The organism is Streptomyces sp. MMS24-W38 (genome assembly GCF_059889265.1).
This window is the reverse complement of sequence record NZ_JCBCPP010000001.1, coordinates 1,067,579-1,085,368: the sequence shown is the minus strand read 5'-3', so window position 1 is coordinate 1,085,368 and position 17,790 is coordinate 1,067,579. Positions and strand designations below refer to the sequence as shown.

At 72.0% G+C, this 17,790-nt stretch carries 16 protein-coding genes and 1 riboswitch; of the genes, 11 read left to right on the top strand and 5 right to left on the bottom strand.

From position 1 onward, the window contains the following. The first annotated feature begins 9 nt into the window (after positions 1-9). Positions 10-4,971, top strand: a complete 4,962-nt coding sequence (locus AC6F7H_RS03750) for a DNA repair ATPase (RefSeq protein WP_500755181.1) — start codon at positions 10-12, stop codon at positions 4,969-4,971. Positions 4,972-5,156: 185 nt separating this feature from the next. Beyond that, on the top strand, positions 5,157-5,951 hold the full coding sequence (locus tag AC6F7H_RS03745; protein WP_500755179.1) for an SGNH/GDSL hydrolase family protein: 795 nt from the start codon (positions 5,157-5,159) through the stop codon (positions 5,949-5,951). A 473-nt stretch (positions 5,952-6,424) separates the two neighbouring features. On the opposite strand, the gene AC6F7H_RS03740 is transcribed toward AC6F7H_RS03745, so the two are convergent. Next, the gene (locus tag AC6F7H_RS03740) at positions 6,425-6,940 is read right to left on the bottom strand and encodes a MarR family winged helix-turn-helix transcriptional regulator (protein WP_500755178.1); all 516 of its coding nucleotides are present in this window, start codon (positions 6,938-6,940) and stop codon (positions 6,425-6,427) included. A 141-nt stretch (positions 6,941-7,081) separates the two neighbouring features. Between AC6F7H_RS03740 and AC6F7H_RS03735 the strand changes: the two genes are divergently transcribed. The 4 genes from AC6F7H_RS03735 (at position 7,082) to AC6F7H_RS03720 (ending at position 9,409) form a co-directional block, all read left to right on the top strand. Beyond that, entirely contained in the window at positions 7,082-7,456 is a 375-nt protein-coding gene (locus AC6F7H_RS03735; RefSeq protein ID WP_500755177.1) for a DoxX family protein, read from the top strand. A 66-nt stretch (positions 7,457-7,522) separates the two neighbouring features. After that, a complete protein-coding gene (locus tag AC6F7H_RS03730) occupies positions 7,523-7,975 on the top strand; it encodes a DUF6069 family protein (protein ID WP_500755176.1) in 453 nt (150 codons plus the stop codon). Between the two features lie 158 nt (positions 7,976-8,133). Next, positions 8,134-9,003: a DODA-type extradiol aromatic ring-opening family dioxygenase gene (locus AC6F7H_RS03725; protein WP_500755175.1), complete on the top strand. Its 870-nt coding sequence runs from the start codon at positions 8,134-8,136 to the stop codon at positions 9,001-9,003. A gap of 76 nt (positions 9,004-9,079) precedes the next feature. Continuing rightward, positions 9,080-9,409 (top strand): phospholipase D-like domain-containing protein, encoded by a 330-nt coding sequence (locus tag AC6F7H_RS03720; protein WP_500755174.1) that lies wholly within the window; start codon positions 9,080-9,082, stop codon positions 9,407-9,409. 106 nt (positions 9,410-9,515) lie between these two features. Here the strand turns inward: AC6F7H_RS03720 and AC6F7H_RS03715 are convergent, their stop codons facing one another. From AC6F7H_RS03715 to AC6F7H_RS03700, 4 genes are read right to left on the bottom strand one after another with little or no spacing between them, the layout of a single operon-like run. After that, positions 9,516-10,382 (bottom strand): energy-coupling factor ABC transporter ATP-binding protein, encoded by an 867-nt coding sequence (locus AC6F7H_RS03715; RefSeq protein ID WP_500755173.1) that lies wholly within the window; start codon positions 10,380-10,382, stop codon positions 9,516-9,518. Next, the gene (gene cbiQ / locus AC6F7H_RS03710) at positions 10,379-11,128 is read right to left on the bottom strand and encodes a cobalt ECF transporter T component CbiQ (protein WP_500755172.1); all 750 of its coding nucleotides are present in this window, start codon (positions 11,126-11,128) and stop codon (positions 10,379-10,381) included. The genes AC6F7H_RS03715 and cbiQ overlap by 4 nt, the downstream gene beginning before the upstream one ends. Positions 11,129-11,134: 6 nt before the next feature. Continuing rightward, the gene (locus AC6F7H_RS03705; RefSeq protein WP_500755171.1) at positions 11,135-11,497 is read right to left on the bottom strand and encodes an energy-coupling factor ABC transporter substrate-binding protein; all 363 of its coding nucleotides are present in this window, start codon (positions 11,495-11,497) and stop codon (positions 11,135-11,137) included. Then, positions 11,494-12,201 carry an energy-coupling factor ABC transporter permease gene (locus AC6F7H_RS03700; RefSeq protein ID WP_500755170.1) on the bottom strand — a complete coding sequence of 236 codons (708 nt, stop codon included), beginning with the start codon at positions 12,199-12,201 and terminating at the stop codon, positions 11,494-11,496. The genes AC6F7H_RS03705 and AC6F7H_RS03700 overlap by 4 nt, the downstream gene beginning before the upstream one ends. Positions 12,202-12,231: 30 nt before the next feature. Continuing rightward, positions 12,232-12,441: riboswitch (cobalamin riboswitch) on the bottom strand. 177 nt (positions 12,442-12,618) lie between these two features. On the opposite strand from AC6F7H_RS03700, the gene AC6F7H_RS03695 reads away from it, so the two are divergent. The 5 genes from AC6F7H_RS03695 to AC6F7H_RS03675 are packed head-to-tail and all read left to right on the top strand — an operon-like array spanning position 12,619 to position 17,776. Then, positions 12,619-14,214, top strand: a complete 1,596-nt coding sequence (locus AC6F7H_RS03695) for an ABC transporter substrate-binding protein (RefSeq protein ID WP_500755168.1) — start codon at positions 12,619-12,621, stop codon at positions 14,212-14,214. Positions 14,215-14,234: 20 nt separating this feature from the next. Further along, positions 14,235-15,203 carry an ABC transporter permease gene (locus AC6F7H_RS03690; RefSeq protein WP_500761640.1) on the top strand — a complete coding sequence of 323 codons (969 nt, stop codon included), beginning with the start codon at positions 14,235-14,237 and terminating at the stop codon, positions 15,201-15,203. Positions 15,204-15,208: 5 nt separating this feature from the next. Then, positions 15,209-16,117, top strand: a complete 909-nt coding sequence (locus tag AC6F7H_RS03685) for an ABC transporter permease (RefSeq protein WP_500755166.1) — start codon at positions 15,209-15,211, stop codon at positions 16,115-16,117. Beyond that, positions 16,114-17,097 (top strand): ABC transporter ATP-binding protein, encoded by a 984-nt coding sequence (locus AC6F7H_RS03680; protein WP_500755165.1) that lies wholly within the window; start codon positions 16,114-16,116, stop codon positions 17,095-17,097. Before AC6F7H_RS03685 ends, AC6F7H_RS03680 begins: the two co-directional genes overlap by 4 nt. After that, positions 17,090-17,776, top strand: a complete 687-nt coding sequence (locus AC6F7H_RS03675) for an ABC transporter ATP-binding protein (protein WP_500755164.1) — start codon at positions 17,090-17,092, stop codon at positions 17,774-17,776. Before AC6F7H_RS03680 ends, AC6F7H_RS03675 begins: the two co-directional genes overlap by 8 nt. The last annotated feature ends 14 nt before the right edge of the window (positions 17,777-17,790 follow it).

Genomic DNA, 17,790 nt, shown 5'->3' with positions numbered 1-17,790 from the left:
GAGGCAGCCATGAGCACCGGCACCCACGAGACGCCCGACATCCGCGCCCACGCCCCGGCCGACACCGACACCGGTACCGGCCCCGGCGCCGGCTTCCACGGGTCGGTCGACGGCGGCACCTACCAGGTGCTGCGCGACCGGCTGTCCGCGCAGGCCGCCGAACTGGCCCGCCGCACCGAGGCGTTGAACCGGCAGAGGATCGAGGCTTTCGGCTCCGCCGAACTGCGCCTCACCGGCACCGAACGGCTGCGCACCGATCGCACGAGCGTGCCCCGCGACATCGTCGCCGTGGGCGACGTGCTCCTCTTCGGCTACGGCGCCCAGCCCCGCCCGGACACGGACACCGCCGTCGGAGACGTCCTCGCCGTACACGACCGCGACCTGAGCCGGCTGCCCGACGACGCCGTTCCCGGACTCCTCGACGACCCCGCCTTCGTGCGGGAGTTCGCCGCCCTGCACCGCTACTACCGCCAGGCACGCCTGCTGCGGCTGCGCCGCGTGGACGGCAGACTGCTCGCCGTCTTCCAGACCGGCGAGAAGGCCGGCGACATCCGCGTCCTGCGCTGGTCGGTGACCGAGGACGGCCGGGCCGCCTTCCTCGACGCGCGCGGTGACCGCGACCACGCGCGCACCCCGGCCCCGGACATCGAGTGGACCCGCACCACCCGCGAGGACCACGTCCTCGGCCGGCACCCGCACGTCTCCGTCCAGGGCGAGGTCTTCGTCGACACCCTCGGCGGCACACTCACCGTCAGGACGCAGAGCGACACCGAGACCCCCGACGGCATCCACAGCGAACCGGTCGAGGAACCGCTCCAGTCCCTCGCCGACGCGGAGATCTCCTACGCCCGCGTCGGCGCCCTGATCCTGCTGCGCGTCCTGCCCTACAAGGAGACCGCGCACCGCCACCTCGTCTTCAACACCCTCACCCGGACCGTCGTCCGCCTCGACGGCGTCGGACAGGGCTGCCGACGCCTGCCCGAGGACCAGGGCATCGTCTTCCCCGGCGGCTACTGCCTGGCCGCCGGCCCCCACAAGACATACGAAATCGACACGACCGGCATGGAGTTCGAGCGCGAGGTGCGCTCACCCAACGGCGAGGACGTGCTGTACGCCTTCCACGCACCCGGCCGGGGCCGCGCCCTGCTGCTGTCGTACAACGTGATCCGCGAGGAGGTCGCCACCCCGCTGACCTGCCACGGCTGGGCCCTGTTCGACGACGGCGCGCTCACCCTGCTGCGGCCCGACGGTGACGAACCGGCCCGCGTCCACCCGCTCCAGCAGTGGCACTCGCCCTACGTCTCCGACACCCACGCCGCCGCGCAGCCCGTCGGCGACGGCCCCCTCGACCGGGTCGGCAACGCCGACCTCGTACGCGGCGTCTCCGACTGCCTCTCCCTGGTCCGCTCCGTCACCGAGACCACCCCGACGACCGAGGTGTACGAGGCCCTGGTCGCCGCCTGCGTCCGCACCGCGGACGCCCACCACTGGCTGGCCGACCCCGAACTCGGCGATCTGCACGCCCCGTTGGAGCAGGTGCGCGGCACCGCCGAGCAGGTCCTGGCCGAGTTCGAGACCGTACGCGACCTCTCCCGCCGGGCCGCCGAAGCACTCGAGGAGGCAGCCGCCCGCATTGCCTCCGTGGTACGCCGGCTGCGCGGAGAACAGCCCCGCGAGGCCACCGCCTGGGTCGCAGGACTCACCGAACTCCGCCACGCCCAGGGCCACCTGCTGACCCTGAAGGAGATGCGGTATGCCGACCACGCCCGCATCGACGAACTCGCCGCCGACGCCGGGCACGACCTCGCCTCCTTCGGACAGCGCGCGGTCACCCACCTCGCCCACGAGGACGCCTTCGCCGCCCACCACGCCGACGTCGAACGCCTCGTCGCCGACGCGGAGGCGATCACCGCCGCCGCCGAGGCGGCCCCGGTCGCCACCCGCCTGGACGAACTCGCCGACGGACTGCGGACGGTGACCGAGGTCGTCGCCGGCCTCGACATCGGCGATGCGACCGTCCGCACCGCCGTACTGGAACGCGTCGCCGAGGCCCTCGGCGGCGTCAACCGCGCACGCGCCACCCTCGACGCCCGCAGGCGCGGCCTGCGCGACCGGGAAGCGCGCGCCGGATTCGCCGCCGAGATCGCTCTGCTCGGCCAGACGGTCACCGGCGCCCTCGCCGCCGCCGCTGACCCCGAGTCCTGCGACGAACAACTGACCCGCGTACTGGCCCAGTTGGAAACCCTGGAGTCACGTTTCGCGGAGTTCGACGATGTCCTCGGCGAACTCGCCGACCAGCGTACCGAGATCTACGAGGCGTTCGCCGCCCGCAAACAGAGCCTCACCGACGCCCGCGCACGCCGCGCCGAACAGCTCGCCTCCGCCGCCGACCGCGTCCTTACGACGATCGCCCGCCGCTCCACCACCCTCGCCGACACCGACGAGGTGAGCACCTACTTCGCCTCCGACCCACTGGTCGCCAAGGTCCGCCGCACCGCCGGTGAACTGCGCGAACTCGGCGACCGGGTCCGGGCCGAGGAACTCGACGGACGCCTCCGCTCCGCCCGGCAGGAAGCCGCCCGCGCCCTGCGCGACCGCACCGACCTCTACGCCGACGGCGGCCGCGCCATCCGCCTGGGCGGCCACCGCTTCGCCGTCACCACCCAGCCCCTCGACCTCACCGTCGTCCCGCACGGCGACACCCTGGCCTTCGCCCTCACCGGCACCGACTACCGCAGCCCCGTCACCGACCCCGTCCTCACCGACGGCCGCCGCCACTGGGAGCGGCACCTGCCCTCCGAGTCGCCCGAGGTCTACCGCGCCGAACACCTCGCCGCCCGCCTCCTGCACGAGCACGGCCCCGACACCCTGAACGGCGCCGACGACCTCGACGCCCTCGTGCGCCGGGTCGCCGAGGAGGCCTACGACGAGGGATACGAGCGCGGCGTCCACGACCACGACGCCACCGCGATCCTCACCGCCGTGCTGCGCCTGCACGACGGGGCCGGAGTCCTGCGCCACGAGCCCGCCGCCCGCGCCCTCGCACTGCTGCACTGGACCCACGCCACCACCGCCGAGGAACGCGCCGACCTCACCCGCCGGGCCCGCTCCCTCGCCCGGGTCCGCGACGCCTTCGGCCCGCCCCCGGCGCTCGCCGAACTGCACACCGAACTCGCCCGCACGATCGCCGACCGGCACCCCGGCGCGACCGCCCGACCGGAAGCCTGCGCCGCCTACCTCTTCGACGAACTCACCACCGGCCCGGACGGGTTCGTCATCAGCGCGCAGGCCCGCACCCTGCTCGACAAGTTCCGCCGCACCGTCGCGACCGAGGCCTACGACGAGGACCTGCCCGCCCTCTCCGACCTCACCGCCCGCCGCCAACTCGTCGAGGCCTGGCTGTCCGCGTACGCCACCGCCACCGGTACCCACCTCACCCCCGGCGACCTCGCCGAGGCCGTCGCCGCCGAACTCTGCCCCGACCAGCCCCGCCACGAGTCCGACGCACCCCTCACCACCACCGTGGAGGGCCTGCTCGGCATCCACCCCCGCATCACCGACCGGCGCCTGGCCCTTCGCCTGGACGAATTCCTCGCCCGCACCCAGGAGTTCAGGGAGCACGAAACCCCCGCCTTCCGCGCCTTCCAGCGCCGCCGCACCGCCCTGGTCGACGCCGAACGCACCCGGCTGCGCCTGGACGACCACCGCCCGCGCGTGATGTCGACCTTCGTCCGCAACCGCCTCGTCGACGAGGTCTACCTCCCCCTCATCGGGGACAGCCTCGCCAAACAGCTCGGCACCACCGGCGAGTCCGCACGCACCGGCACCGGCGGACTGCTGCTCCTGGTCTCCCCGCCCGGCTACGGCAAGACCACCCTCATGGAATACGTCGCCGACCGGCTCGGCCTCGTCCTGGTGAAGATCAGCGGCCCCGCGCTCGGCCACACGGTCACCTCCCTCGACCCGGCCGAGGCACCGAACGCCACCGCACGCCAGGAGATCGAAAAGATCAACTTCGCGCTGGCCGCCGGCAACAACACCCTCCTCTACCTCGACGACATCCAGCACACCTCGCCCGAACTCCTCCAGAAGTTCATCCCGCTCTGCGACGCCACCCGCCGCGTGGAAGGCGTGTGGGAGGGTGAGCCGCGCACCTACGACCTGCGGGGCAAGCGGTTCGCCGTCTGCATGGCCGGCAACCCGTACACCGAGTCCGGCGAACTCTTCCGGGTGCCCGACATGCTGGCCAACCGCGCCGACGTGTGGAACCTCGGCGACGTCCTCACCGGCAAGGACGACGCCTTCGCGGCCAGCTTCGTGGAGAACGCCCTCACCGCCAACCCGGTGCTCGCCCCGCTCGCCGGGCACGACCGCGCCGACCTCGACCTGCTGATCCGCCTCGCCGAGGGCGACCCCACGGCCCACGCCGACCGGCTCACCCACCCCTACGCCCCCACCGAACTGGACCGCGTCCTGGCCGTACTGCGCCACCTGCTCACCGCCCGCCGCACGGTCCTCGCGGTCAACGCGGCCTACATCGCCTCCGCCGCCCAGTCCGACGACGCCCGCACCGAGCCGCCGTTCCGCCTCCAGGGCTCCTACCGCAACATGAACAAGATCGCCCAGCGGATCCAGCCGGTCATGAACGACGCCGAACTCACCGCCGTCATCGACGACCACTACACGGCCGAGGCGCAGACCCTCACCACCGGCGCGGAGGCGAGTCTGCTCAAACTCGCCGAACTGCGCGGCACCCTCACCCCCGCGCAGGCCGACCGCTGGGACGAGGTGAAGGCCGCCCACCTCCGCACCCGCACCCTCGGCGGCCCCGACGACGACGCCCTCACCCGCGCGGTCGCCGCCCTCGCCCTCCTCGGCGACCGCATCGCCGCCGTCGAGTCGGCCATCACCCGGGCGGCCGGCCCCCGGGGCGCCGGCCGGGGCCCGTCGGGGGATCGGAACGTCATCTGAAGAACTGTGAATTCCCTTAGATGAAAGGGGTTTATCTACGCGCGGAGATGATCCGGCTGAATGATCATTCAGGCATTACGGGCGGCTTTTCGCCGAGGTGTTACTGACGAGTTCCAGCCCTGCTAAAAGAGTGTTTGTTTCATCAACCAATCGCTCTTTCCCCGCACTTCGAAGGGCTGACCGTTATGTCAGTGCGTTCTCTCCGGGCCTCTGTGCTGGCCTTCGTCATGGGTGCCGCAGCCGTCCTCGGCATGGCGCAGCCGGCCTCGGCGGCCGGCCACAACTACGTGGCTCTCGGCGACTCCTACTCCTCCGGCGTGGGCGCCGGAAGCTATACGTCCGAGAGCGGCGCCTGCAAGCGCAGCACCAAGGCCTACCCCCAGCTCTGGGCCGCCGCGAACGCCCCGTCCTCGTTCACCTTCGCCGCCTGCAGCGGCGCGACCACGACCAGCGTCTCCAGCGGCCAACTGGGTGCGCTGAACGCATCGACCACGCTCGTCAGCGTCACCGCGGGCGGGAACGACATGGGCTTCGCGGACGTCATGCAGGCCTGCGTGCTGCAGAGCGAGGCGACCTGCGTCAGCCGCGTCAACTCGGCCATCTCCCTCATGAACAACTCCCTCCCGGGCAAGCTCGACACGATGTACAACAACATCCGCTCGCGTGCCCCGAAGGCCCGCGTGGTGGTCCTGGGGTACCCGCGCTTCTACAAGCTCTCGGGCAGCTGCATCGCCGGACTCACCGAGACCGAGCGCGGCGCGATCAACAACGCCTCGGACGTGATGAACGGAGTGATCGCCAAGCGGGCGGCCAACGCCGGGTTCGCCTTCTCCAGCGTGGTGGACGAGTTCACCGGACACGAGCTCTGCTCGGGCGACGCCTGGCTCCACAGCGTGACGGTTCCGATCGAAAACTCCTACCACCCGAAGGCCGTCGGCCAGTCGAGCGGCTACCTGCCCGCCTTCCGCACTTCGGTCTAGCCAGGGCCTGAATTCGGGTGGTGCCGCGCGCAAAACCCGGCACCACCCGACAACCGTCCGACGCGTGGGCCGGTAGGGAACTCGGGTCCTGCATCCGCGACGGTGAAGGTCACGGGAAGCGCGCCAGGAGCCGGCTTCTGGACCTGGCGGTGATCACCGGATCGGCATCGACTGCCTTGACTGCGGGGGCGCGTCCGGCCAGGGGGCCTTGCGAGGCCACTGCTGCCGGAGCCGATGTCCGGGGCGCGGTTGAAGCCCGTTCCGGAACCAGGATCACCACTACCCGGAGGACCGGACGCAGGGCAAGTGTCGGCGCGCAGGCGAACGCGGCTTGGCCAGATTTTCGTCATACGAAAATCTGGCCAAGCCGCGAACGTGCCTACGGTGCTTGGTCAGGTCGGTGTTTCTGCTTGAGCCGGGCGGAGCCGACGAGCCGGAGAGCGCGCGTCCGAAGTCGGCGACGAGTGTGCCGCTCAGCCCGAAGCAGAGGCAGGTGATCGGCCTTTGGTGGCGCCGGGGCAGAAACCGTCGGGGGCGATGGCGCCGTTGATACGGCGGCCGATCTCCCGCAACTGCTTCTGCTGAGCCCTGGTGAGCGGGTCGAACACCAGGCGGCGCACTTCGGCGACGTGGCCGGGGGCAGTCTCCACGACTTTGTCCCAGCCGGCGTCAGTGAGAACGGCCAGGGTGAAGCGGCCGTCCTCGGGATCCGGAGTGCGGTAGATCCACCCCTCCTTCTCCAGGCGCTTGGCCGTGTGGGACAGCCGGGACAGCGAACCGTCGGCGAACTCGGCGAGAGTGCTCATCCGAAGGGTCCACGTGGGCTCCATGGAGAGCCCGGCGAGGACCTGGTACTCGAAGTGGCTGATGCCCGCGTCACGCTGAAGTTGGGCGTCCAGTGCGGCCGGGAGGCGCACCACGGCGCTGGCCAGCGCGATCCACGCCTCGTGCTCCTCATCGTCCAGCCAGAGGGTCTCATCTGCGCTCATGCCCTCACGGTAACGTGAAACGTCAAGCCGGAAGTGCGACAGGTGCGCGTACGGCTCTTCCACTAGATGACTTGACCCTTCAAGTGATCGGCTCTACTTTTCACTTGAAGGTTCAACTCATCTAGTGGAAGAGCAGTCCTGATGAACGTCACTCTGTGGATCATCGCGCTCGTCCTTGCTCTGGCGTTTCTCGCGGCCGGCCTGATGAAGGTCGGCCGGCCCAAGGACAAGCTGGCGGCTTCCGGCATGGCCTGGGTCGAGGACTTCTCGCCCGGAGCGGTCAAGGCGATCGGCGCCGTGGAAGTGCTGGGTGCCCTGGGGCTGTTCCTGCCCGCCCTGCTCGACATCGCACCGGTCCTGGTGGGGTGGGCCGCTGTGGGGCTTGCCGTCACCATGCTCGCCGCGATCGGGGTGCACGCGCGCCGCAAGGAGACGAAGGCGATCCCTGCCAACGCCGTCCTGCTCGTCCTGGCCGCCGTCGTGGCATGGGGGCGACTGGGCCCCCACGCGTTCTGACCGCTTCCCGCCGAACCCCGCCCCTCCCACACCACCGCATCCACCGGTATCCCTGATTGGACACCCGTGTCTACTCCGTCCCGGACCGCCACAGCCGACCTCACCACGCCCCGGCCCGCGCCGCTGAAGGTGGCCGGCCTGTTGCTCGGCGCCCTGGTGGCCTCCGTCATCGTCAACGCCGTTATCGCGACCATCGCCCTGGCGGCCGGAGCCTCGGACGACTTCCAGCCGCTCCAGCCGGGCGCCTACAGCTCCTTCACCGTCGTCGGCGTACTGATCGGTGCCGTCGGATGGGCCCTCGTCCGGCGTCGCGCAGGCGCCCGTAAACTGCTCAGGACGCTCGTCCCGGCCGTGGTGCTCGTCTCCTTCGTCCCCGATCTGGCCATGCTCGTCAGCGACTACCGGCCCGAGGCCGACGCGACGGGAGTCATCGCCCTGCTCCTCATGCACGTCGCCGTCGCCGCGATCGCCGTCTTCGCCTATCAGCGAGCCCTGCCGCTGCCCATCGAGCAGGACTAGGGCCGGGCTTCCCGACGGATCTCCGGGGCGTTGCGACGCCCCGGTACGCACCGCAGCGACGTCCTGGCGCCCTTCGCCCGAGGTGTCGCCTGCGTTTCGCCCCCCGTCCCGTTGCCCGCTGCACGCCAACGCAACAGCTTTGGAGAAAGAGAGCGAAGATGAGCGAGAACCGCGACCCGTTCAACCCGGCCGTGCCCGCCGGTGCCTACGACGACCTGCTCGCCCGGGTCCTTCCGCGAGCACGCCTGCAGCGTCCATGGGAAGAGGGCGACGGACCACTGCCGGCTCTGTTCGTCAGCCACGGCGCCCCACCGACCCTGGACGACTCCCTGTGGCTGGACGACCTGTTCACCTGGGCCCAGAGCATGCCCAAGCCGCGAGCCGTCGTCGTCGTCTCCGCGCACTGGGAGGATGCCCCGCTCGCCATGTCGAGCACCGGGCCCGGCACCCCCCTCTACTACGATTTCGGCGGCTTCCATCCCCGCTACTACACCCTGAAGTACCCCACACCCGACGCCACCGGCCTCGCCCGGCGCATCACCGTCACGCTCAGCGGCACCACCGTCCACCACACCGACCGTGGCCTGGACCACGGCGCCTTCATTCCGCTGATGGCCATGTACCCCGCCGCCGACGTCCCCGTCGTCCAGCTCAGCATGCCCAGCCTCGACCCCCGACTCCTGTTCACTCTCGGCCAACGTCTTCGCTCACTGCGCGAGGAAGGTGTCCTCGTCATCGGATCGGGCTTCATGACCCACAGCTTCACAGCCATGCGGTCACCCGGCGCCGCGGCACACACCCGGGCTTTCGACGAATGGGCCGCCGACGCCCTCGGCCGCGGCGACGTCGACGCCATGGCCGACTACCGCAACAAGGCACCCGGGGCCGCCGTCTCCCACCCCACCGCCGAGCACTTCGTTCCTCTCCTGCTCACCCTCGGAGCAGCCACCACGCCCGGCCAGTCCGCCACCACGGCCATCGACGGCACCAGGTACGGCAACTCCATACGATCCGTCCAGGTGGCCTGACCGCACCGACTGCTACAGGAGAGGACAGTGAGCATGTGAATCACCGGATGTCCCGGGCCTCTTGACCCGCACAGTGATGGACGCGCCAGGATGCCGGTGCCGGGATGTTCTCGCGGCCTCCCGACCCGCACTCCGACCGGCGGTGCTGTCCTTCCTCTCAGTGCCTGGCCTGAGACTCTGGCATTGGGCTCTTTCTGCACGCGAACATGAGCGTGCACGACAGCACGCCAAGCCGGCCGTGGCCGACCGCCGCGTCCTTCTGGTGGGCAGCGCGAACCTCACCGAATCCGGAGTGCGCAGAAACCCGCAAGCCGGCGTGCTCGTCACTGGCGGTGCCGCTCCGCAGAGGGCCGCCGAGCACATCCGGGAACTGCAGCGCCGGGGAATTCTGAGGCCCTTGCCGTGAGCCGGTCACCATCTGCCACACCACGGTGGCCGCACCCGGCGAGGCGGGGCCCGGCGATGTGGGGCTCGTGAACCGGCTTTCCGCGCGGGGCTGCCCAAGCCGGGGGTCATCCGCCGTCGGTGTGCTCCGCGGGCTCCGGGGACATCGCGATGAGCGCGGCCAGTTCCTCCGGCGTCCGGGGCCCGGCAGCCGCGTCGGCCGGCAGGCCCTGGGCGCGGAGAAGGCGCGCGGCCGCCACCCCCCACGGCAACCGCAACCCCGCCGCCGCGAGGAGGTCCGTACGGGCCAGCATCGTGGGCGCCGGGCCGGTGCGGGCACCCGACGGGGTGAGCAGGGCGGCGTCGTCGGCCCAGCGCAGGGCGAGGTCCACGTCGTGGGTGGCCATGACGACCGTGGTGCCGTTCGCGCGCAGCCCGTCGAGGGTGGCGAGCAGCCGCTCCTGGCCGTCGGGGTCGAGCCCCGCCGTCGGTTCGTCCAGGATCAGGACCCGGGGCCGCATGGCGACCGCGCCCGCGATCGCCGTCCGCTTGCGCTGCCCGTAGGACAGCAGGTGCGTGGGCCGGTCGGCGAGGGCGGTGATGTCCAGCGCCGCCAGCGCCTCCGTCACCCGCGCCCGCACCTCCGCGTCGGACAGCCCGAGATTCAGCGGTCCGAACGACACGTCCTGGCCCACGGACGCCGCGAACAGTTGGTCGTCGGGGTCCTGCACCACCAGCTGCACGGTCGTCCGCAGCCGGGTCAGCCCCTTGCGGTCGTACCGGACGGGTCGCCCCGCCACGGTCAACTCGCCCGCACCCGGCCGCAGTCCACCGCTCAGCAACCGCATCAGCGTCGTCTTGCCGCTGCCGTTGCGGCCCAGCAGGGCGAGCGCACGCCCCTCCCGCACCTCGAAGTCGAGGCCGGTGAGCACGGCCGGGCCGTCCTCGTACGCGAACGACGCGCCCCGCAGGGCGACCAGTGCGGGCCCGCTCATGACAGGGGTCCTTCCAGGACGAGGGTGAGGACGGCCAGCGCGACAAGCAGCACCACGCTCCCGGCCGTGAAACGGACGGAGACCCGGGCCTCCGGCACCAGCACGCGCAGCGTGCCGTCGTAGCCGCGTCCGGCGAGCCCCGTCTGCAGCCGCGCCGCCCGGTCGAAGGACCGGACGAACGCGGTCGCGCCGAGCCCGCCCAGCGAACGCCAGGTCGCCGCACGGGTGGTGTGCCCGAGCCGGGCCGCCTGCGCCTCCCGGACCCGGCGCACCGAGTCGAGCAGCAGGAAACTCATCCGGTACGTCACCAGCGCCACATCGACGAGGGGAGCGGGCACCCCGGCCCGTACCAGGCGCGGCAGCAGATCCGACATCGGCGTGGTGAAGGCGAACAGCAGCACCCCGAGGGAGGCCGCCGAGGTGCGCAGCAGCAACTCCCCGGCACGCAAAGGCCCGTCGTCGGCCCAGGCCACGAACCCTCCCGGCCCGCCCACCCGCACCAGCAGCGTGAGCGCCCCGGTCACGCAGAAGCCCAGCGGCACCCGGTAGGCACGCCACAGTCGCCGGCCCGGCACCCTGGCCGGGCCCAGCAGCACCGTGAGCGCGGTCAGCAGCACCAGGGCCGCTCCCGGCCAGGGCGGCAGCGAGATCGCCAGCACGGTGAGCCCCAGCCCGAGCACGGCCTTGTCCACGGGATGACGGCGGCGCCAGCGACTGCTGTGCGCCGCCGCGTCGATCGGCAGCACGGGGGATCAGCCCCCGGGACCCGCGGGGGCCGCGTCCTCGGCGTCCGCCTCGGTGCCGACCCCTCGCGCCCGTTCCGCCCCCTGCCGGCGCCCCCGCCGCAGCCCGAAGTAGTACGCGAGCACGCCCGCGCCGATCGCCGCCTGGAGGGCGAACAGCGCCGACTCGATCTCCCCGGACGGCGGTTCGTACAGCGGCGAGAACCACGGCTCGTAATCCGGGTCGATCTCGGTGATCGCTGTCTCCGCCTCCGCGTCGGCGCCCGCGAACGGCTCCTCCTTGTGGTCGCCGAGCCCAAGGGCCAGCGGCACCACGGCGAGCACGGCCACCAGAAGCAGCAACAGGGAGTTGATCTTCGCGTCACGGCTCATCGGGCCACCGCCTCGCCCGCGCCCGCCGACTTCTTCCCGATCCCGGCCACCAGCACCCCGAGCCGGGTCAGTTCGCCCTTGCTGGACTGCACCAGCATGCGCATCACCAGCACCGTCAGCAGCCCCTCGCTCACCGCGAGCGGGATCTGCGTGACGGCGAAGATGGAGCCGAACTTGCCGAGCGCGCCCAGGAATCCGCTGCCCGGGTCGGGGAAGGCGAGCGCCAACTGCACACTCGTCACGCAGTACGTCGACAGGTCGGCGACGAACGCTCCGCAGAACACCGCGGCCATCAGCGGCGCCCCGTACCGCCGCGCCAGCCGGTAGACCCCGTACCCCGCCCACGGCCCGACGACCGCCATCGAGAAGACGTTGGCGCCGAGCGTGGTCAGCCCGCCGTGGGCGAGCAACAGGGCCTGGAACAGCAGGGTGATGGTGCCCAGCACCGCCATGACCGGCGGCCGGAACAGGATGGCGCCCAGCCCGGTGCCGGTGGGATGGGAGCAACTCCCGGTCACCGAGGGAAGTTTCAGTGCGGACAGAACGAAGGTGAACGCTCCCGACGCCCCCAGCAGCAGCGTGCTCTCGGGATGTTCCCTGACCTCACGGGTGAGCGACCGGGCTCCGTGGACGACGAACGGCGCCGACGCGACGCCCCAGGCGACCGCGTGCGCCGGCGGTAGAAAACCCTCGGCTATGTGCATGGCTCAGCAGACCCTCTCCAGCACCTCGTGGATGGTTGACGCGCCTTGGCCGGTCTCCTGGCTGACGGGTACCACCGCCCGTGCTCCGCCTTCCCGGGTCCGAGGTGGACCCAGTGGCTGCCTTTCGGTCCTGTCGAGGGGACAGGGCCTGGGGCCGGAGCCGGACTTCCCGATCACAGTGGCGAGGGCCGCACCGGCATCACACCGGATTTCCCGTTCACCAAGGCGAGGCGACACTAGACCCCGTCCCGGCCCGCTGACAAGCAGTCCCCGGGGGCGCGCGGACGGCGCTCCGCGGCTCGCGCCCCGCGGACCCGGCCCGCCGAAGCGCGGGAATGAGGGGAGGGGGTCCTGGGCAGAACTCTGCTGCAACTAATATGCAACAACGAGATCCGGGCAGCAAAGGTGTGAGACTCGATGACGACCCGACGAATAAAGGGTGCCGCCCTCGCGGCGACCATGGCCGCCGCGGTCGCCGCGTGCTCGGCGCCCGGCGGCGGCACGGACGGCGCCGCGGGCGGCGGGTCCGCCGACTCCGTGGTGATCGGGGTCGGCTCCGAGCCGGACACCTTGAGCCCGCTCCTCGGCTACGGCAAGGACGGCAACTCCAAGATCTTCGACGGGCTGCTCGCCCGGGACGCCGACCTGGAACTCGAGCCCGCCCTCGCGAAGGCGCTCCCCGAGGTCGCCGACGACGGCCGCACCTACACCTACACCCTGCGCCCCGGCGTGAAGTTCAGCGACGGCGAATCCCTCACCGCCGAAGACGTCGTCTACACGTACGAAACGGTCCTCGACGACAAGACCAACAACACCGCCAAGAGCGAACTCGACGCCGTCAAGGAGGTCCGGGCGGACGGCGACGACAAGGTCGTCTTCACCCTCAAGTACCCCTACGCCGCCTTCCCGGCCCGCACCGTCCTGCCCATCGTCCCCGAGCACGTCGCCGGCGAGCAGGACCCCAACACCGGCGCCTTCAACACCGAGCCGATCGGCACCGGACCGTACGTCCTCACCGGCTGGAGCAAGGGCGAGAAGCTCACCTTCAAGGCCAACCCGGACTACTGGGGCGGCGCCCCGAAGGTGAAGAAGCTCACCATGGCGATCATCGCCGACGACGACGTCCGCGCCACCCGGCTGCGCTCCGGCGACCTCGACGGCGCGACCCTCCCGCCCAACCTCGCCGCCACCTTCAAGAACGACGACGCCCGCAAGACGTACCAGGCCACCACCTACGACTTCCGCGCCGTCACCCTCCCCACCGGGAACAAGATCACCGGCGACACCACGATCCGCCGCGCCCTCGACCTCGCCGTGGACCGCCAGGCCATGGTCGACAAGATCCTCGCCGGCGCCGGCCGCCCCGCCTACGGGCCGCTGCCCCTCGACGACCCCTGGTACGCCAAGGACATCGAACGCCCCCGGGACCTCGCCGAGGCCAAGAAGATCCTCGACCGCGACGGCTGGAAGGCCGGCCAGGACGGCATCCGCGCCAAGGACGGCGCCCGCGCCGCCTTCACCCTCTTCTACCCCTCCGGCGACAAGGTCCGCCAGGACCACGCCCTCGCCTACGCCTCCGACGCCAAGAAGGCAGGCATCGACGTCAAGGTCGAGGGCGCCACCTGGGAGGTCATCGAACCCCGGATGGGCAAGGACGCCGTCCTCGCCGGCTTCGGCAGCACCGGCGACCCCGACTTCGGCCTCTACACCCTGCTGCACTCCTCCCTCGCCGGCGACGGCTTCAACAACATGCCCCACTACGACAACCCCGCCGTCGACGAGGCCCTGGAAACCGGCCGCCGCACCCAGAACCCCGACGACCGCAAGGCCGCCTACGACGACCTCCAGCGCGAACTCGTCAAGAACCCCGGCTACACCTTCCTCACCCACATCGACCACCTCTACGTCCTCGACGACCACTGGGGCGACCTCACCACCCAGGTCGAACCGCACGAGCACGGCTTCGCCAGCGGCCCCTGGTGGAACGCCGAGGACTGGCAGCCCGAGAAGTGAAGACCCTGCCCTGGGCGGCGATGGGACACCTCGTGGCACGGCGGACCCTGCTCGCCGTGCCCGTCCTCCTCGTCGTCACCTTCGGCGCGTTCGCCCTCGCCGCCGCCTCCCCGTTCGACCCCGTCAAGGCCTACGCCGGAACCGCCGCCCTCGGCGCCGACCAGGAGACCCTGGACCGGCTCCGCGCCAATCTCGGCGTGGACCAGCCCTTCGCCGTCCGCTGGTGGGAGTGGCTGACCTCCGCGCTCACCGGCGACCTCGGCCACTCCAGCGTGATGCGGCAGCCGGTGGCCGAGGCGATCGGCGAACGGCTGGTCTGGTCGACCCTGCTGTGCACCGTCGCGTTCGCCGTCGCCGTCCTCCTCGGCACCCTGCTCGGCGTCCTCGCCGCCCGCCGCCCCGGCTCGCTCGTAGACCGCACGGTCACCTCCCTCGCCTACTCCCTGGAAGCCGCGCCGGTCTTCTGGATCGCCCTGCTCGCCGTCTGGCTGTTCGCCCTCCACCTCGACGTCCTCCCGGCCGGCGGCCTCACCGACACCGGCAGCGAACACGTCACCGCCGCACAGGTCACAAGCCACCTGATCCTGCCCGCCGGCGTCCTCGCCGTCTCCCAGCTGCCCTGGTTCACCCTCTACGTCCGCCAGGGCGTCGGCGACGCCCTCGCCGAGGACCCCGTGCGCGGCGCCCGCGCCCGCGGCCTCGCCGAACGCACCGTCCTGCTCGGCCACGCCCTGCGCTCCGGACTGCTGCCCGTCCTCACCCTCATCGGCTCCCGCGTCCCCGAACTCATCACCGGCGCCCTCCTCGTGGAGACCGTCTTCAGCTGGCCCGGCATCGCCGCCGCCACCGTCGAGGCGGCCACCGCCGTCGACTTCCCCCTCCTGGCCGCCCTGACGACCCTCGCCACCGCCGCCGTCCTCGCCGGAAACCTCCTCGCCGACCTCCTGTACGGACTGATCGACCCGCGGGTGAAGCTGGAAGAGATGTGATCCCCATGGCTGACACGACCGTCGAGAAGGCCGACGCGACCACCCCCACGGCCGCGACCGCCTGGCGCTCGCACGGCACCACCCGCCGCTCCACCCACACCCTGCGCCTGCGCGTCTCCGCCGCCCTGGTCGCCCTCACCGCCCTCGCGGTGCTGCTCGTCCCCCCACTGGTCCAGCTCGACCAGCAGGCCGTCGACCTCGCCTCGAAACTCCTCCCACCCAGCTGGGCCCACCCCTTCGGTACCGACGACGTGGGCCGCGACCTCCTGCTGCGCTGCGTCTACGGCCTACGGGTCTCCCTGCTCGTCGGCGTCGTGGCCGCACTCACCGCCACCGTCATCGGCACCGCCGTCGGGGCCACCGCCGGAGCCCTCGGCGGCTGGGTCGACCGCCTCGTCATGCGCCTGGTCGACACCATCTCCTCCGTCCCGCACCTGCTGCTCGGCATCTTCATCGTCGCCATGTTCCGCCCCGGCGTCTGGCCCGTGGTGATCTCGGTCGCCCTCACCCACTGGCTGTCCACCGCCCGCATCGTCCGCGCCGAGGTCCTCTCCCTGCGCTCCCGCCCCTACATCGACGCGGCCGTCTCCGGCGGCGCCTCCCGCCTGCGGGTCGCGGTACGGCACCTGCTGCCCGGCGTACTGCCGCAGGCCGGCCTCGCCGCCGTCCTGATGATCCCGCACGCCATGTGGCACGAATCGGCGCTGTCCTTCCTCGGCCTCGGCCTGCCCACCCACACCGCCAGCCTCGGCACCCTCATCCAGGGCGCCCGCGGCTCCCTGCTCGCCGGCCACTGGTGGCCCACCCTCTTCCCCGGCCTGTTCCTGATCATCCCCACCCTCGCCATCGCCGGACTCGCCGGAGTCTGGCGGGAGCGGATCAACCCCCGCCGCCGATCGGAGCTGACGCTGTGACCGAGCGACCTCCCGTGCTGTCGGTCCGCGGACTGTCGGTCCGCTTCCTGGTACCCGGCGGCGGCCGCATCGCCGCCGTCACCGACGCGCACTTCGACGTGGCGCCCGGCGAATGCCTCGCCCTGATCGGCGAGAGCGGCTGCGGCAAGTCCGTCCTCGCCTCCGCCCTGCTCGGCCTGCTCCCCGCCAACGCGCAGACCGCCGGCCACGCCCAACTCGGCGACCTCGACCTGCTCACCGCCGACGAACGCACCCTCGCCCGCACCGTACGCGGCCGACGCATCGGCCTCATCCCGCAGAGCCCGGCCGCCCACCTCACCCCCGTCCGCACCATCCGCTCCCAGATGGAGGAGACGGTCGCCGAACTCACCGGCGGCCGCGGCCGCGCCGCCCTGCGCGCCGCCGCCGAACAGGCCGCCGCCCGCGCCGCCTTCCCCGCCGACCACCTCGACCGCCACCCCCACGAACTCTCGGGCGGCCTCGCCCAACGCGCCGCCACCGCCCTCGCCCTGATCGGCGACGCACCCCTCCTCCTCGCCGACGAACCCACCACCGGCCTCGACCGCGACCTGGTGGACCACACCGTCGACGAACTCCGCCGCCACGTCGACGCCGACGACGACCACGCCCGAGCCCTCCTGATGATCACCCACGACCTGACGGCAGCCCAACGCATCGCCGACCGGGTCGCCGTCATGTACGCGGGCCGCATCGTCGAACTCACCGACGCCGACGCCTTCTTCGGCACCCCCGGCCCCCGCCACCCCTACAGCCGAGGCCTCCTGAACGCCCTCCCCGACCACGCCTTCACCCCCATCCCCGGCATGCCCCCCGAACTCGGTTCCCTCCCCGACGGCTGCGCTTTCGCCCCCCGCTGCGACCGAGCCACCACCGCCTGCGCGACCCTCCCGCCCCTCACCGCGTCGGCCGCCTGCCACCACCCGCTCCCGGTCGAGGCCCTGGAGGACGTCCGTGCTTGAACTCCGCGCCATCACCGCCGGCTACGACCGCCGGGCCCCCGCCGTCCGCAACGCCTCCCTCACCGTCGCCCCCGGCGAGGCCGTCGGCCTGCTCGGCCCCAGCGGCTGCGGCAAGTCCACCCTCGCCAAGGTCGCCGCCCTCCTCCACCGCCCCGACGCCGGCACCCTCACCCTCGACGGCACCCCCGTACGCCACTGGCGCCACCGCGCCCCCCGCGCGCTGCGCACCGCCTTCGGCGTCGTCTTCCAGCAACCCCGCCTCTCCGCCGACCCCCGCCTGACCCTCACCGACCTGATCGCCGAACCCCTGCGTGCCACGGGCCGCCGTGCCGAGGCCCCCGACCGGGTCGCCGAACTGGCCGACACCGTGGGCCTCACCCCCGACCTGCTCACCCGCCGCCCCCACGAGGTCAGCGACGGCCAACTCCAACGCGCCTGCCTCGCCCGCGCGTTGGTCCTGCGCCCCCGCTGGCTGATCTGCGACGAGATGACCGCCATGCTCGACGCCTCGACAACGGCCGCCCTGGTGTCGGTGGTCGAGGACTACCGCACCGCAACAGGCGCCGGCCTGCTCGCCGTAGGCCACGACCGCACCCTCCTCGACCGCTGGTGCGACCGCACGGTCCACTGGGACACGGTGGCGCCCCGGCCGGTGTCGTCTGCCCGGTCCGCGCGGTGAGCGTATCGACGTCA

Coding starts and splice junctions, on each gene's coding strand:
- AC6F7H_RS03750 (WP_500755181.1), top strand. CDS start 10: ATGAGCACCGGCACCCACGAGACGCCCGACATCCGCGCCCACGCCCCG.
- AC6F7H_RS03745 (WP_500755179.1), top strand. CDS start 5,157: ATGTCAGTGCGTTCTCTCCGGGCCTCTGTGCTGGCCTTCGTCATGGGT.
- AC6F7H_RS03740 (WP_500755178.1), bottom strand. CDS start 6,940: ATGAGCGCAGATGAGACCCTCTGGCTGGACGATGAGGAGCACGAGGCG.
- AC6F7H_RS03735 (WP_500755177.1), top strand. CDS start 7,082: ATGAACGTCACTCTGTGGATCATCGCGCTCGTCCTTGCTCTGGCGTTT.
- AC6F7H_RS03725 (WP_500755175.1), top strand. CDS start 8,134: ATGAGCGAGAACCGCGACCCGTTCAACCCGGCCGTGCCCGCCGGTGCC.
- AC6F7H_RS03720 (WP_500755174.1), top strand. CDS start 9,080: ATGGACGCGCCAGGATGCCGGTGCCGGGATGTTCTCGCGGCCTCCCGA.
- AC6F7H_RS03715 (WP_500755173.1), bottom strand. CDS start 10,382: ATGAGCGGGCCCGCACTGGTCGCCCTGCGGGGCGCGTCGTTCGCGTAC.
- AC6F7H_RS03705 (WP_500755171.1), bottom strand. CDS start 11,497: ATGAGCCGTGACGCGAAGATCAACTCCCTGTTGCTGCTTCTGGTGGCC.
- AC6F7H_RS03700 (WP_500755170.1), bottom strand. CDS start 12,201: ATGCACATAGCCGAGGGTTTTCTACCGCCGGCGCACGCGGTCGCCTGG.
- AC6F7H_RS03695 (WP_500755168.1), top strand. CDS start 12,619: ATGACGACCCGACGAATAAAGGGTGCCGCCCTCGCGGCGACCATGGCC.
- AC6F7H_RS03690 (WP_500761640.1), top strand. CDS start 14,235: ATGGGACACCTCGTGGCACGGCGGACCCTGCTCGCCGTGCCCGTCCTC.
- AC6F7H_RS03685 (WP_500755166.1), top strand. CDS start 15,209: ATGGCTGACACGACCGTCGAGAAGGCCGACGCGACCACCCCCACGGCC.